The organism is Herbidospora yilanensis, assembly GCF_001570565.1.
Taxonomy (GTDB): domain Bacteria; phylum Actinomycetota; class Actinomycetes; order Streptosporangiales; family Streptosporangiaceae; genus Herbidospora; species Herbidospora yilanensis.
Genome location: NZ_BBXE01000013.1, coordinates 610,639 through 625,951, shown reverse-complemented (window position 1 = coordinate 625,951; position 15,313 = coordinate 610,639). Strand labels below are relative to the sequence as shown.

General features: G+C 72.2%; 11 protein-coding genes. 7 read left to right on the top strand and 4 right to left on the bottom strand.

The genetic code is table 11. The annotated features are described in order from the left end of the window. Positions 1 to 316 precede the first annotated feature (316 nt). Genes AW273_RS02915 through AW273_RS02905 form a run of 3 tightly spaced genes read left to right on the top strand, consistent with a single transcriptional unit; the run spans position 317 to position 3,893 of the window. Positions 317 to 2,410: a hypothetical protein gene (locus tag AW273_RS02915; protein WP_157555532.1), complete on the top strand. Its 2,094-nt coding sequence runs from the start codon at positions 317 to 319 to the stop codon at positions 2,408 to 2,410. Further along, a complete protein-coding gene (locus AW273_RS02910) occupies positions 2,407 to 3,633 on the top strand; it encodes a GNAT family N-acetyltransferase (protein ID WP_062344869.1) in 1,227 nt (408 codons plus the stop codon). The genes AW273_RS02915 and AW273_RS02910 overlap by 4 nt, the downstream gene beginning before the upstream one ends. Positions 3,634 to 3,641: 8 nt before the next feature. Continuing rightward, positions 3,642 to 3,893, top strand: a complete 252-nt coding sequence (locus AW273_RS02905; protein ID WP_062344868.1) for a hypothetical protein — start codon at positions 3,642 to 3,644, stop codon at positions 3,891 to 3,893. On the opposite strand, the gene AW273_RS02900 is transcribed toward AW273_RS02905, so the two are convergent. Then, a complete protein-coding gene (locus AW273_RS02900; protein WP_062344866.1) occupies positions 3,826 to 7,011 on the bottom strand; it encodes a helix-turn-helix domain-containing protein in 3,186 nt (1,061 codons plus the stop codon). The two genes, AW273_RS02905 and AW273_RS02900, sit on opposite strands and share 68 nt — an antisense overlap. Positions 7,012 to 7,554: 543 nt before the next feature. Here AW273_RS02900 and AW273_RS02895 point away from each other — a divergent pair. Continuing rightward, complete coding sequence (locus tag AW273_RS02895; protein WP_157555531.1) at positions 7,555 to 8,739, top strand: xanthine dehydrogenase family protein molybdopterin-binding subunit; 1,185 nt, start codon at positions 7,555 to 7,557, stop codon at positions 8,737 to 8,739. Here the strand turns inward: AW273_RS02895 and AW273_RS02890 are convergent. Further along, on the bottom strand, positions 8,666 to 9,607 hold the full coding sequence (locus AW273_RS02890) for a hypothetical protein (protein WP_062344861.1): 942 nt from the start codon (positions 9,605 to 9,607) through the stop codon (positions 8,666 to 8,668). The two genes, AW273_RS02895 and AW273_RS02890, sit on opposite strands and share 74 nt — an antisense overlap. 427 nt (positions 9,608 to 10,034) lie before the next feature. Next, the gene (locus AW273_RS02885) at positions 10,035 to 10,430 is read right to left on the bottom strand and encodes a MarR family winged helix-turn-helix transcriptional regulator (RefSeq protein ID WP_062344859.1); all 396 of its coding nucleotides are present in this window, start codon (positions 10,428 to 10,430) and stop codon (positions 10,035 to 10,037) included. Positions 10,431 to 10,537: 107 nt separating this feature from the next. Here AW273_RS02885 and AW273_RS02880 point away from each other — a divergent pair, with 107 nt between their 5' ends. The 3 genes from AW273_RS02880 to AW273_RS02870 are packed head-to-tail and all read left to right on the top strand — an operon-like array spanning position 10,538 to position 13,657. Further along, the gene (locus AW273_RS02880) at positions 10,538 to 11,950 is read left to right on the top strand and encodes an MFS transporter (protein ID WP_232327035.1); all 1,413 of its coding nucleotides are present in this window, start codon (positions 10,538 to 10,540) and stop codon (positions 11,948 to 11,950) included. A 37-nt stretch (positions 11,951 to 11,987) separates the two neighbouring features. Beyond that, the gene (locus AW273_RS02875) at positions 11,988 to 13,061 is read left to right on the top strand and encodes an adenosine deaminase (RefSeq protein ID WP_062344857.1); all 1,074 of its coding nucleotides are present in this window, start codon (positions 11,988 to 11,990) and stop codon (positions 13,059 to 13,061) included. After that, positions 13,058 to 13,657, top strand: a complete 600-nt coding sequence (locus AW273_RS02870; protein WP_062344856.1) for a PH domain-containing protein — start codon at positions 13,058 to 13,060, stop codon at positions 13,655 to 13,657. The genes AW273_RS02875 and AW273_RS02870 overlap by 4 nt, the downstream gene beginning before the upstream one ends. Positions 13,658 to 13,665: 8 nt before the next feature. On the opposite strand, the gene AW273_RS02865 is transcribed toward AW273_RS02870, so the two are convergent. Continuing rightward, positions 13,666 to 15,300: a phospho-sugar mutase gene (locus tag AW273_RS02865; protein ID WP_062344854.1), complete on the bottom strand. Its 1,635-nt coding sequence runs from the start codon at positions 15,298 to 15,300 to the stop codon at positions 13,666 to 13,668. Positions 15,301 to 15,313: the final 13 nt, after the last annotated feature.

Below are 15,313 nucleotides of genomic sequence, written 5' to 3'. Positions count from 1 at the left end.
GGTTCGGATTTCGGTCACCCTTGCGCTGTCGCGTTCCAGCACGTCGTCACTGCAGGTCGGGGTATCGGTCAGGCTGTAAGACTTCTTGTCAAATTCCTTTACAGAAATGCGAGTTGCTTATGTGACGTGAGTCCGGATTGTCCTAGTATGTGGGGTTTTGTCGTGTAAAAGGATCACGGCAGATATGCATTTCACCCTCCGTCACAATTCTTCTTGACATCTGCCTGTCAATACTTCCAACATCATTTGCATCAAGTCCGCGCGAACCCTCCTTCGTAAAGGCGGCAGTCAAGTGAACGTGCAATACCTGTTCGTTATGAACGGCGAAAGGGACGGACTGACCGGACGTCGCGTCGTGACCGGCCGGGCGCTGGCCCGGCGGGTTCCCTGGCCGCACCGCGGCGGCGCGCGCTTCCCCACCCCCCACCGCGGCACCGTGGCCCTGGTGGGCTCCGGCGGGTCCGAGGACGCGGCGTCGCTGCTGGCCCAGGTCCGCCAGGGCGGCTTCGACGTCGTGCTCGTCGACACCGACGACGTCTCCGCCGGCCGGTCCGGCCACACCGACCGGTTGCGGGTTCCGGCCATGACCCCGTCCGCGGTCGCCGCCGCCGTCGAGGGCTTCTCCCGCCGCGTCGACGGCCTCATCTGCTGGGAGCCGCGCTACCAGGAGGTCGCGGCGGCGGCCGCCGTGCGGCTGGGGCTGCCCTCCTTCGGGGAGACGGCCGCCATCGGCAGCGCCGACCCCCTCAGCACCCAGGTCCTGCTCGCCGCCGGGGGCATGCGCACCCCGCGGTCGATCCTCGCCGTCTCACCCGAAGAGGCGAACCGGGCCGCCCAGCTCATCGGCTGCCCCGTCCTCTTCGTCGCCCGGACCCCCGGAGGGAACCTGTCCCGGCGACGCGTGGACGATCTCGCCGGCATCCCCGCCGGATTCGCCGGCGCCCGGGCCGCGACCGGTGACAGCGGCGCCGTTCTCGTCGAGGAGGTTCCGGTGGGCGCACCGGTCACTGTGGAGTGCTGGGTCCGTTCGGGCGCGCCGCTCGGCGTCGCGGTGATCCGCCGGTTCGGCGAGTACGACATCGTCGACGCCGCCGACCCGCTCCTGGAGGACGCCGACACGGCCGCGGTCATCGCCACCGCGGTGGCGGCCGTGGGCGTCCAGGACGGGCACTGCGGCGTCGGCCTGCTGCTGTCCGACGAGGGCGCCATCGTGACGGACCTGCGGGCCGGGCCGCCCGACCCGCTGCTGTGCCACGTCGTCGAGCTGGTCACCGGGGTCAACCTCCCGGCCGCCGCCGCGGCCATCAGCTGCGGCCGCGAACCGGAGGCCACCCGGCACCGCCAGCGCCGCGCCGCGATCGTCACCCCCGTCGACATCCGCGCGCCCCGCCTGGCCGACCTCGACGACGACCTGCCGTACGCGGGCTGGCTCGAACGCTACGAGCCCGGCGGCCGGGCCGTCGTCACCGGCCGCAACCCCCGCGAGTGCGCCCTGCGCGCCGCCCACCTGAGGGCCGCCCACATGCGCGCCGCCCACCTGTACATCCCGGCCGAATGGCCCTTCCTGCCCCCGTCGATCCAGCGGATCCGCGAACCGGAACCGGCCCTCGACCTCCAGCCGACCCTTCCACCGCCCCTGAGCCCGGCACCCGCGCCCGCCAGACCCGAACTGGTCCCGTTCGCGGCCCTCCAGCCGCCGCAGGTCCAGGCACCCCCGCCGGTCACCCAGACGGCGGTGCCTCAATCGGCCACCCAGCCGGCCCGGACGGCCGTTCCGCAGCCGAGGTCCGCCGCGCACACGACACCCCAGCCGTTGCCGGCCTCGGCGCCGCACACCACGCCCGAGCCGCTGCCCGCCTCGATGCCCTACTCGACTCCGCTGCCGGTGCAGGCCGCCGCGCCGCAGTACATCCCCCCGCTGCCGTCGGTCCCAGGGGCGCACACCAGGCCCGGGCCCCTGCCGAACCCGATGCCGTCCCCCGTGCCGGCCCCCACGCCCCTGCCGCCGTCCGCCCAGGCCCCGCGGTCCACGCCGGAACCGCCTGAGTCGCCGCGCGGCCCGATGCCGCACTCGGCTCCGTTGCCCGTGGAGAGCGCCGCGCGGCAGGCCATGCTTCGCCGGGCGTCGCAGGACAAGCCGGAACCGCCCCTCGTGGAGGCCGCCACGCCGCAGGCGCCGCCTGCCTCGGTGCCGTCTCCGTCGGCCGATCGGGCCCCGGCGCTCCAGCCGTCGCAGGACCGGTCGGAGCCGTTGCCCGCGCTGACGCCCTTCTCCACGCCCCTGCCCCCGCAGGCGCCGCCCGCCCCGCAGCCGTCCCCGGAGGCGGAACCCGAAGAGGCGCCCGAACCGGCTCCTCCGGCTGACAGCCGGCCGGTGATGCCGCCCAGCATGGCGAAGGCCGTTCGATGAGGGCCGGGGGTTCGACGGCGGCCGTCTCCTTCTACGAGGAGGCGCCGAAGCGGCCGGGCGTCGAGGAGGTGCGGCTGACCACCGCGCCCCTCCGGTCGGCTCCGGCGCGGTGGGACGAGCTCGCCCCCCGTACCGCCGCGGGGTTCTTCAACGGCCGGGCCTGGCACCAGGCGCACGCCGACCCGGACGCGGCCGCCTGGCACGGCGTGGTCCTCGGCTGGGTGGGCGGCGCGGGGCGGCCGTCGCTGCGGACCGTGGTGCCCGTCAGCCACTACGACCGGGCCCCCGTCCGGCCGATGCTCGACCCGGCCCGGTTGTTCGGCTCGATGTTGCGGGGCGGACGGTTGTGCACCCCCGAGGCGTGGGGGCGGGTCACGCTCATCGGCGCGACGGCCGGATACCGCACGGTGCCCGTCTGCCACCCGGACGACGAGCACCTGTGGGCACGGGCCGTCCAGTACGCCATGCCCGACGACGGCACGGCCGCCGTGCTCTACCTCGACGGGCCCACGGCCGGGCGGCTGACCCGCTACTTCCCGCGCGCGCCCCTCATCCTGACCCACGCGCGGACCGTCATGCGGATCCAGGGCGCCACCTTCGAGGAGCACCTGGGCGCGCTCCAGCGGTCGAGCCGGACGCTGGCCCGGCGCGAGGAGCGCGTGTTCGCCGACGGCGCGCGGGCGATCAAGGTGCTGCCGCTGACGGCGGCCCTGCTGCCCGACCTGGCCCGCCTGCACCCCACGCCCAAGGAGGCCACGGCGGCCGAGCGCGAGCTGCGCCGCTATCTCGCCTCGCCGCTCGCGGGCGCGGCTCACGTGATCCTCTGCACGCACAACGGCGTCACGATCGGCTACCGGCTGGTCTTCCAGCACGGCGACGGCCTGGTCGCCCACCGCATCACGCTCGACCCCCGGCGCACCGGCCACTTCGCCGAGCAGGCGGTGTTGCAGTCGCACGCCCCGGTCAGGATGGGCCTGGCCCGGCATCTGCAGGAGATCGACTTCGGCGTCGGCGGGTTCACCGAGAAGCTGCGGCGCGGCGCGCGGCTGCTCCCGCTGTGGTCGCTGCTGCTGCGTCCGCCGCTCGGCTGGACGGCCCGGCACACCCGCGAGGTCAACCGCAGGCGCGCCGGTGAGCTGTTCGACGCGTACGCGCAGGACATGGACGTCGACGACCTGGCCCTGCTCCGGCTCATCGCTCAGACCGGCATGTTCGCCGCCTAGGGGGAATCGTGACGCACTCCATCTTCAGCCCGTTCGAGGACGAACGCGCCGAACGCGCCGGCCGTCGTCCCTACGCCGACCCCGACTCCATCACCACCCTGGTCGACTCCTTCCGCCTGACGGCCTCCGACGACGACGTACGCGAGCTGTTCGACCAGCTCAACTTCCATCTGGTCGCGGTGGAGAAGCTGCTCACGTCCTGGTACGCGCGCAAGCATCCGGGGCGTCCGCTGCCGCTGCCGCGCCGACCAACGCCGTGACCGTGCGGGAGTCGGTGCCCGCGCAGACGGCCAGCACGGCCGGGTCGCCGACTCCGCCCGCCCAGGCCGCGCGCACGGCCGCGTCGCGGGCGACGGTGGCCAGCGCCTCGGTGTGAGCGGCGTCGGCGACGGCGGCCAGCCGCTCGGCCACCCGGTCCAGCAGCGGACGGCAGGCCCGCGCCAGGCCCGCCGTCCGCCGGTCCAGTTCGGCCCGGCTCGCCGCCAGGGCCGCCAGAGCCGTCTCACGGGTCGGGGCGGGCCGCAGCCGCCGGACCCGGGCCTGGGTCATCCCTCCGGCCCGCGCGAGCAGCCCGACGACGTTGACCCCGGCGGCCAGCGCCGCGCGGACCTCGTCGTCGCGGGCCGTCCGCGCCTCGCCCAGCAGGATCGCGGCGCGGCCCACCTCGGCGAGCGCGCCCCGGCCCGGGGCGCGCGGCGGCAGCAGCAGGTCGGCGCCGAGCCCCTCCAGGATCCGGGCCAGCGTGTACGGGCTGATCCGCGCCACCTCGCACATCGCCGTCACCGTGCGGTGCCCCTCGCGCCAGGCGCGGCGGACGGCGTCGCCGTGCTGGTCCCGCCGATCGCGGAGGGCGGCGGCCGAGGCGGCGATCCGCGCCAGGAACACGGCCTCCTGGGCCCGCGCCCGCAGCCGCACCTCCCGGCGCAGCGCCCTGACCCGTCCCTCGGGCAGCCCGCTCACCCGCATGAGGGTGGTCAGGCTGGTCACCCCGGTCCGCACGCACGCGCGCAGCGCCTCCACGAGCTCCCGGTCGATCGGCTCGGACACGAAGGGGATCTCGTTCTCCGGCAGCCCGGTCCAGGCGGCGACCAGAGCGGCGTCCCCGGCCCCGGCCGCGTGCAGGTCGGTCAGCGCCTCCCGCAGCGCCTCCCTGGCCGCGTCGCCGGTCGCGCGGGCCGCGGCGAGTCGGGCCGAGGCGGCGCGCACGGCGTCGAGGAGCGGCCCGGAGCGTGCCCCGTGGGCGGCCAGCCGCCGTGACCGGCGCGCGTGGGTGCGGCACTGGTCGCCCATGACGGCGCGGTTGCCGCACCCGGCCGGCCAGACGCACAGGTAGGGCGCCCCGGCCGCGACGACCAGGATTGGCCGCCGGGCCAGCGTGGCGGCCAGTTCCTTGGACTTCCAGCCGGCCTCGTCGGCGGCGACCAGGCAGAGCGGCCCGTTGGTCTCGTCGAGCAGCAGTTCGGCGAAGGAGACGAGCGTGGTCGCGCGCATCCGCCCCCGATAGCGGGCCTGCGGGTACCAGGCGAACCGGGTCTCCCCGGCGCGGTCGAGCGCCACCAGGAGGCTGAGGTCGCCGCCGAGCCGCGCCTCGGCGACGAACCGGACGGCCGCGCCGGCGCCCGCGTGCGCGAGGTGGAGCGGCAGCGTCTCGTGCTCCCACGGGCCGGGCTCGACCGACGGGAACTCCTCGGGCCACAGCCCTTCGTCGCGCAGCACGGCGACGGCACGGTCGGCGCCCACGGGGCGGCCGTAGGCGCGGGCCAGCAGGGCGGTGAGCGCCCGCATGGTCAGCAGGGCGGGCGGGCCCGCCAGGACGAGCTCGCGCAACCGGCCTCCCGCCGACAGGGGCTGCCGCCGGGCGCGTTCCCGGGCGGCGGCGATCCGGACCTGGCGGTCGGCCGTCCCGATGGGGCCGCGCGGCGGGTGTTCCATCTCCAGCGAGGCGGTTCCGGCGGGGGCGGGCCCGCGTCGCTGGTGGTAGTGGCGGCGGCACAGCGCCTGGACCGGGTCGTGGTCGGGGACGCGCCAGACGCGTTCGCCGCAGCCGTCCGCCCACGTGCAGAAGAAGGCGTCGCCGACCGTCGTGGCGGTGGCGTCGAGATCCCGGGAACGCCAGCCGGAGCAGTCGGTGACCACCAGGCACAGCGGCCCGGCGACGTCCTGGCGGAGCCGCCGGGTGAAGTCGGCCAGCGTCGCGGCGCGCATGCGGCCCTGGTAGCGGGCCTCCTCGTACCAGGCGAAGCGGCGTTCCTGATCGGGGGAGACGGCCAGCAGGAGCGTGCGCCCGCCCGGCAGCGGGACCTCCTGGACGAACCGCACGGCCGCGCCGGCCCCCGCGTCGGCCTGGAACAGCGGCAGCACGTCGTGGCACCACCGGCCGACGGCGGGCGACCCCGGCGGCAGCACGGGCGGCAGCGGGCCCTCGGGCCACAGGTTCTGCGCGGAGAGCAGGATCTCGGCCTCGCCGGTACTGACCGGATGACCGAAAAGCGTGCCCAGCCGCTCGGCCAGCAGGTCCATCGTCCACAGGCCGGTGGACGGCCCGCCGAGCACGGCCGGCCGCAGATCGGGGGCCGAGGCCGTGGCGGGCGCGGGCGCCGGCCGCACCGAGCGGGCGTCGCCGCCGCTGCGCACCCAGACGGTCAGCGGCAGCCCGGCCAGGCCGCGCGCGCACTCGTCGAGGTCGAAGACCGGATGGTGGGCGGTGATCAGGCAGGTGGGACGTCCGGTCTCGGTCACCAGCCCGGCCGCGAAGTCGAGGAACGTGGCCGCGTTCGCGGGCCCCGAATAGGCGCGGAACAGCAGCGGCCCGCCGGGGATCAGCGCATAAGCCAGGTGGAAGCCGAACGGCGCGGCCGGGAAGGACGAACGGGGGAGAAGCGCGCCGATGTCCACCAGTCCCCCGCGCATCAGAAGCGCGTCCTGTTCCCGTGCTTTCTCTTTTATGTACGCGTAACGCTGTTTCCACAATCGCGCGGATCCGTCCGGCCACGTGACGAGCGAGTGCCGGGGCCATAAACCGAGTGAACGCAGCAGACGGCCGATGCTGGTGAGCGTCAGCGAGACGCCGTGGTCACGGGAGACGAGCTCGTTTACGAGTTCCCGCGTCCACAACCGTCCTGTCAAGCCCGCTGACTCGGGGCCGGCCAGCAGCGCGATGGCCAGATCGTGCAGCCCGTCGGGCGAAAGCGCCGACGGCCGCCCCTGCAACGGGCTGGCCTGCAGTTTCTCCGGCCCGGAGCGGGCCTGGCGGAGCCATTCGTAGACCGACGACCGGGACACGCCCATGTTCCGGCTCACCTGCGCGACCCGTTCGCCCGCCTCGACGCGGGTCACGGCGGTGGTGCGCAGGGACGCCAGGAACGCCCGGCCGTCCACATCCCGCATACGATGCGGACGGCTTGTCAAATCTTTGTCAATGACCGTGTAATGATCCACGTGCGACCAAATAACACGAATTCGGCAGCTATGCAAACATTCGTCTCATTAATTGTGTCAGGAAACCTGACACAAATAGGACCCGTCCCGGGGAGCCGCCCAGATCAGTGCCGCAGTGGGCGGGTAACCGCCGTCCGGAACCAGGCTTTCGGTCCAGGCGGGATCGGTATGACCCGAGAAACCTGCACTGATTAGTCCCGTGAACACGTTTGCTGGTGGTCAAGTTGCCCTGTCACGTCTATGCTCCGTTTGACGCACTTGATCGAGGCGTCGATTTACGCACCGTGTTAGGCGAGGAGCACAGTGCCCGAGAAGATCGCTCAACGCGTTCGAGCCGCTCGCCTGCAGAGAGGGTTGTTGCCATTCCAAGTGACGTCCGAACTGGATGCCGACTCGATCGAACGGATTGAAAGCGGAGACCTCGAACCGACCGCGGCCATGATCAGGATCATCGCGCGAGGCCTCCAATGTTCCCCTCTGTGGTTGACCGACGGACTTGACCCGCACACGATCGCGGGCCTGCGGGCCGAGGCGGCCAAGGCGGGCGGCGCGCTGGCCGAAGGCCGCTTCCCCGAGGCGAGAGACCGCTACGCGGCGCTGCTCCGGCAGCCGTCGCTGGGCATGGTCCCCGACCTCTGGCGGCAGGCCGAACTCGGCCAGGCCCAGGCGGCCGAACGCGAGGGCGACCTGCCCCAGGTGATCACCCGCGTGACGCGGCTGCTCGACTCCCACCTCGACGAGTCCTCCGAGACGCTGGCCCGGTCGAGCGGGCACTGGACGCAGTTCGTCGACTACCGCGTCCGGCTGGCGACCGTGTTGTGCCGCTGTCACCTCGAAGCGGGTGACATTTCGGCCAGCGTGGCCGTGGGCGAGAGCGCGCTCGACCGCGAGATCGGCGCGGCCGGCTGGACCTCCAGCGTGATCGAGCTCGGATGCGCCCTCATAGCCACGTACGGAGAGCAGGTCGACCTGCACTCTCATCCGGAAGAGGCCGGACATGGTTCGCATCTGCGATTGCATCTGCTGCTGAGCGAGCTGACGAGTGCCGCGATAGAGCTCGGCGAGCCCCGCGGACGTATTTCGGTCGCCTGGCAGAACGGAATCGCGGCGGCGAGGTCGGGATTAGCGCCGACCGCACGGGGCCTTTTCGAGCAGGCCCTATCTCTGTACGGCGCCGGCTACCACGATCCGCTCGGCCTGGCCCGCCTGCGGGCGACCATGGCCGGGGAACTCATCAGGGCCGACCCGGCGACGGCGGAGGAGCTCTTCCCGGTCCTCACGCGGGCCCAGAGCGAGCTGGCCGACGCGGCGGCCGGGATCGTCGACCGGGGGTTCTGCGCGCTCGCGCTGGCCCGTGCCGACCTCGTCAGGGGCGATCCGCACCAGGCGATCGACCGCGCCAACGAGGTCGTCAAGGCCGTCGGGGAGACCGCCGCGCTGCTGCACGTCCACGCCTCGGAGGTCATCGCCGAGGCGCACCTGCGGCTCGGCGAGACCTGGGAGGCCGAACAGGCCCTCGTGGCCGCCGCCGAGCGCTGGGAGACGATGACCTCCCGCGAGCGGGCCTCGGCGATGTGGATGCGGGTCGCCGACCTCAGGATCCGGAGCGACGACCCGGACGGCGGTCGAGCGGCCCTCGACCGGGCGCTCGCAGTGATGGCGGTCTGAGCCCGCGCAGCAGCTCGTCGGGCTCGCGCCCCAGATGCCGCAGCACGCAGCACATGTGCGCGAAGACGGCCTCGGCGCGCGGATAACGGTCGGTGGAGGCGGCACGCGCGTGCGCCTCGAACGCGGCGATCAGGGCTTCGGGGTAGTCGGCCAGGTAGACGCCGGAGATGCGCGGCGCGAACATCGACAACTCGCGGTCGAGCTGCCAGTAGTAGGACACCAGGTCGGTGAGCGGCTCACACGCCTTGACCAGGTCGTCGTGGTTCTCGAAGCGGGGCACCGGATGGTCGTGGTCACAGACGGGCACGTCGCCGAGCGGGGCCGGTTCCGGCCGTCCCGGGTCGAGCGGCACGTCGGGGAACTCGATCTCGTTCTCGCCGCCGCTCTCCAGGAGGATGCGGCGGGCCGTGGCCAGCGGGGGATAGCCGAGGGTGAGGCCGCGCACGGCCCTGGGCAGTTCGGTGAAGGCGTCCATGCCGGCGAAGGTGTGGTTGGCGGGGGATTCCTTGCGGTGGGAGAGCAGGCCCCACGCGGCCGTCTCGGCCGCCTCGGGGGGCAGCACGTCGCGGTAGTAGGCGACGAGCGCGTCGAGCTCGAACAGCTCTCCGTACGTCTCCTCACGGCCCGCGGTGATGTGCAGGGCGTTCCCGTCGACGCGTTCGCGGTGATACTCCAGCCCCACCCGCCGGGCGCGGATGCACCAGGCCTGCGCCTCGTCGAGGGGGAGGGTGAACCGGCCGAACGGCTTGCGCCCGGAGAGCAGGGCGCCGGCGATCCAGCGTTCACTCCACGCGGCTCCGTCGTAAGGCGACGGATCGGCGAGATCTCTTAGTAACCCCTGTGAAAGGATCTCGTTCCACGGGCTCACTAGAGAACTTCTGAATCCATTCATGGCGGGTCCGGTGAAATCCCAGATCCGGTATCCGTGCCAGACGGCGAGTATCCGGGTCCAGGAGCCGAACTCGCTTTCCGCTCGCTGTCCGGCGTAAAGGCCGTGTAATGGGTTGCCGAAGTCGTCCTGGAAGGGCCCGGGTTGGACCCGTCCTGCGGGGCTCACCGGTGTTCGATCATCATTTAGGGGCGTCCAGCCGCGCACGGGGCCGGGCCTCCTTTCCGCCATAGGGATTGTCAGGCTCCCCACCGGCACCTTGAGAAGCGCGCCGAAACCGAAAAGAATTTTGCCCGATCAACGATCGGTCGCGCAATGCACCGAATTAGCCAAGGTGGGCATTTTGCGCTGCACGTGCATCTTCGCGTGCGTTTGAAAGTTACTTTCCCTTATGTGCGGGCCGAATTCACCCCTGGGGGGTGGCGGCCAGGTGGTCGCGCAGCACCCGCCGCTGCGTCGGCAGCGCCTCGGAGTGGCGGATCCGGCCGGCGTCGGTCAGCGTCACGAAGACCCCGCGCCGGTCGTCGGCGCACATCGAGCGGAGCACGAGCCCGGCCTTCTCCAGGCGGGCGATCAGCCGGGACAACGCGCTCTGGCTCAGGTGGACCCCGGCCGCGAGCTCCTGCACCCGGAACTTCCCGTCGGCGCTCAGGCAGACGCCCTCGACCAGGCGGTCGAGCACCTCGAACTCGCTGACGCCGAGCTCGTGGCGATCCTGCAGTTCCCGTTCCAGGTCGGAGACGATCGCGGCGTGCCTGGCGGACAACTCACGCCAGACGGACAGCACCTCGTGGTCGGTCATCGTGCACCCCTGATCTCCTTGCGCGGCACCATAGCACTCCGGGCAAGCGTATGCAAACGCATTAAATGCTTGTGCATTGAATGCATGTGCATGTAACGTGGCCGTCCATGATGTCTACTCGTGAGGGCCGCTGGGGGGCCTCCCTTTGGGGCGTCCTCATCGTGCTCTGCACCGTCGTCTTCCTCGACGGTCTCGACGTTTCGATGGTCGGCGTCGCGCTGCCGTCCATCCAGGCCGAACTCGGCATGTCGACCTCGGCGCTCCAGTGGGTGGTGAGCGGGTACGTCCTCGGTTACGGCGGCCTGCTGCTCCTCGGCGGGCGGACCGCCGATCTGCTGGGACGACGCCGGGTCCTGCTCGTCGCGCTGGCCGTGTTCGCCTTCGCCTCGCTGCTCGGCGGCATCGTCGACAACGGCGCGCTGCTGATCGCGGCCCGGTTCGTCAAGGGCATGTCGGCCGCCTTCACCGCGCCGGCCGCACTGTCGATCATCACCACGACCTTCGCCGAAGGGCCCGCGCGCAACCGGGCCCTGAGCATCTTCACCGCCTGCGCGGCCAGCGGCTTCTCCCTCGGCCTGATCCTGTCGGGGCTGCTGACCGAACTCGGCTGGCGGTGGACCTTCCTGATGCCCGTGCCGGTCGCCGTCGCCGCCCTCGTCGCGGGGGCCCGCCTGCTGCCCCGCTCGGAGGAGCGCGGCGAGGGCGGCTACGACCTCTTCGGGGCGCTCACCATCACCTCGGGCATGCTGCTGCTGGTCTACACCGTCGTCGAGGCCCCCGAGGTGGCCGTCGGACGGACCGTCGCCACCGGCCTCGCCGCCGCGGTGCTGCTGGGCCTGTTCGTCTGGTGGGAACTGCGCACCGAGCACCCGCTGGTGCGGCTGGGCATCCTGCGGTCAGCGCCGCTGCGCCGGGCCAACCTCGGGCTCGTCATCCTCTTCGGCTCGTACGTCGGCTTCCAGTTCGTCGCCATGCAGTACTTCCAGAACATGCTCGGCTGGTCGGCGCTGGCCACCTCCCTGGCCTTCCTGCCCGCCGGGCTGCTCGTCGCGCTGTTCTCGACCAGGGTCGGGTCGCTGGCCGACCGGTTCGGCACCCAGAAGATCGTGCTGGCGGGGTCGGTGTCGCTGGTGCTCGCCTACCTGGTCTTCCTGAACATCGACATGGACCCGTCACTCTGGCTGGTCATCCCGGGGATGCTGCTGCTCGGCGGCGCCTTCGCGCTGGCCTTCCCCTCGCTCAACATCCAGGGCACCAACGGGGTCGCCGACGCGGAACAGGGGCTCGCGTCGGGGCTCGTCAACACCTCCGGCCAGGTCGGCGGGGCGGTCGTGCTGGCCATCGTCACGGCCACGCTGACCTCGGGCGTCGGGGGCGGCGACCCGCTGGGGTCGACGCGCGCCGCGATCGTCATCTCGGCCGTGTTCGCGCTGATCGGGCTGGGGATCTCGATCACCGGGGTGGTGGCCGGGAGGAGGCGGCGCGCACCCGCTCCCGAGCAGGTTCTGGAGACCGTGTAGCAGATCATATTTGCGCAGGTGAAGGTAGTATGCCGCAATGAGCCTGCCCACTTTTGAGCAGATCCGCCAGGCCCCCAAGGTGCTTCTCCACGATCACCTCGACGGGGGCCTGCGCACGGAAACGATCATCGAGCTGGCCCGCGAGACCGGCTACGACAAACTGCCCTCCACCGACCCGGCCGAGCTCGACGCGTGGTTCCGCGCGTCGGCCGACTCCGGGTCGCTGGAGCGCTATCTGGAGACCTTCGCCCACACCGTGGGCGTCATGCAGACCCGTGAGGCGCTCGTCAGGGTGGCCGCGGAGTGCGCGGAGGATCTCGCGAACGACGGAGTGGTCTACGCCGAGGTCCGCTACGCCCCCGAGCAGCACACCGAGCGGGGGTTGTCCCTCGACGAGATCGTCCAGGCGGTCAACGAGGGGTTCCGGATCGGGTCGCGGGGGCGGGGCATCCGGGTCGGCGCGCTGCTCACGGCGATGCGGCACCAGGCCCGGTCGATGGAGATCGCCGAACTGGCGGTGCGCTACCGCGACGTCGGGGTCGTCGGCTTCGACATCGCGGGCGCCGAGGCCGGCTATCCGCCCACGCGGCACATCGACGCCTTCGAATACCTCCAGCGCGAGAACGCCCACTTCACCATCCACGCCGGCGAGGGGTTCGGGCTGCCGTCGATCTGGCAGGCCATCCAGTGGTGCGGGGCCGACCGACTCGGCCACGGCGTCCGCATCATCGACGACATCTCCGTCTCGGGCGAGGACGCCAAGCTGGGCAGGCTGGCCGCCTACGTCCGCGACAAGCGCATCCCGCTGGAGATGTGCCCGACGTCCAACATCCAGACCGGGGCGGCCGAGTCGATCTCCGACCACCCGATCGGGCTGCTGCGCCGCCTCCAGTTCCGGGTCACCGTCAACACCGACAACCGGCTGATGAGCGGCACCTGCGTGACCAAGGAGTTCGCGCAGCTCGTCGACGCCTTCGGCTACGACTGGGACGACCTCCAGTGGTTCACGGTCAACGCGATGAAGTCGGCGTTCATCCCCTTCGAAGACCGCCTGGCGCTGATCAACGGCGTGATCAAGCCGGGGTTCGCACAGTTGAAGTGGCGCGCATGACCTTCCGCTCGAAGACGGCCTGGTTCTTCGGCTGGGCCTGGCTGGTGTTCGTCGCCGTCAACACGGTCGACCTGGTCGTCCGGGGGAGCCTGCCGTCGGCGCTGGTCGTGGGGGCCGTGCTCGGCTTCGTCACCTGGATGACCTACTTCCTGGCGCTGCGCCCGGCGACGATCACCGAGCAGGGCGGCGTGCGGGTCCGCAACCCCTTCCGCACCGCCTACCTGCCCTGGTCGGCCATCGACGACGTCACCGTGACCAGCGCGATCACGATCACGGCCGGCGACCTGACCGTCCGCTGCTGGACGCCGATGCCGACCGCGCGCGAACGGGCCAAGAGCCTGCGGCAGCAGAACCGCCAGGTCAGGCGGGGCCGCTACCCGACGTCCGAGCCGACCCTGACGAAGGGCGAGCGGGCCGCCCACGAGGCCATGGCCGGCCGCACCCACGCCGACTGGGTGGCCGACGAGATCAGGGAACTGGCCACGACCAGGAAAGGCGAGTCCACCGGCGAGCCGACCGTGACGTGGGCGATCGACTCGTTGGCGGTGACGGCGGCGTTGCTGGTGCTGCTGGTCGCGGCGGTCCTCGCGCTCTAGAGGGTGCTCTAGAGGGCGAGGACCTCGCGCAGGTCGGCTTTGAGCGCCTCGATCTGGTCGGCCGCGGCCGACCGGGTCTCGGCGATCTCGGTCACCGGCAGCACCAGTTCCAGGTAGCACTTCAGCTTCGGTTCGGTGCCGCTCGGCCGGACCACCACCCGGCCGCCGCCCGACAACCGGTAACGCAGGCCGTCGGTCGGGGGCAGGTCGGGCGAGCCCGCCGCCAGGTCGTCGATCGACTCGACGGTCCGGCCGCCCAGCCGGGCCGGCGGCTTCGACCGCAGCCGCGCCATCGCGTCGGTGATCTGCGCCAGGTCGTCGACGCGGAAGGAGAGCTGGCTGGTGGCGTGGAGGCCGTAGCGGACCGCCTGGTCGTCGAGCAGGTCGATCAGGCTCAGGCCGCGCCGCTTGGCCTCGGCGGCGATGGCCGCGACGGTCAGCGCCGCCCCGATGCCGTCCTTGTCGTGGACCGGCAGGCCCTCGTCGGAGCCGACGCTGTAACCCAGGGCCTCCTCGTAGCCGAAGACCAGCCCGCCGCCCGCCTTCATGATCCACTTGAAGCCGGTGAGGGTCTCGCGGTGCCGTACACCATGGGCTTGCGCGATCTTCCCCAGGAGCGACGACGAGACGATCGTGGTGGCCACCAGGCGGTCGGGCTTGCTCGTCGAGCGCAGCACGTGCTCGGCCAGCAGGCCGCCGACCTCGTCGCCGGTCAGCATCCGGAACGTGCCGTCGGCCTGGCGGGCGCCCACGGCGCAGCGGTCGGCGTCGGGGTCGTTGGCGATCACCAGGTCGGCGCTGACGGCCGAGGCCGAGGCCAGTTCGAGGGCCAGGTCCATGGCCCCCGGCTCCTCCGGATTCGGGAACGCCACCGTCGGGAAGTCGGGATCGGGCCGGAACTGGGCCCCCACGATCATCGGCGAGGCGAACCCCGCTTGCAGGAACGCCTGCCCCAGCGTGCTCCCTCCGACGCCGTGGAGGGGGGTGTACGCCACCCGCAGTTCCCGCGCCGAACCCAGCGGCAGCGAGGTCACCGCCTCCAGATAGGGCGCCAGGATGTCGCGGTGCGCCAGTGTCGTCCACTCCTCGCCGAGGGGAAGCTCGTCGACCCGCCCGACCGCGTCGATCGCCGCCGAGATCTCCGTGTCGACCGGCGGGACGATCTGCGAGCCGTCGCCCCAGTAGACCTTGTAGCCGTTGTCCTGAGGGGGATTGTGCGAGGCCGTCACCATCACCCCGGCGTCGGCCTTGAGGTGGCGGACCCCAAAAGCCAGCACCGGGGTCGGGAAGAGGCCGCACATCAGGGACACCCGGAGGCCCGCGCCGGTGAGGACGGCGGCGGTGTCGCGCGCGAACACGTCGGAGTTGTGCCGCGCGTCGTACCCGACGACCACGTGACGCCCCGGGCCCAGCACCGCGGCCAGCCCGGCCGCCGCGCGCATCACGGTCACCCGGTTCATCCGGTTGGGCCCCGCGCCCAGTTCGCCGCGGAGGCCGGCCGTGCCGAACTCCAGCTTCGCGCCGAACCGGTCGGCCAGCCCGTCGTGGTCGCCCGACTCGAGCAGCGACTCCAGTTCCGCCCGGGTCGCCGGGTCGGGGTCCTGGCCGAGCCACTCCCGCGCGCGTGTCGTCAGATCGTTCATCGCCGTCCCCGGA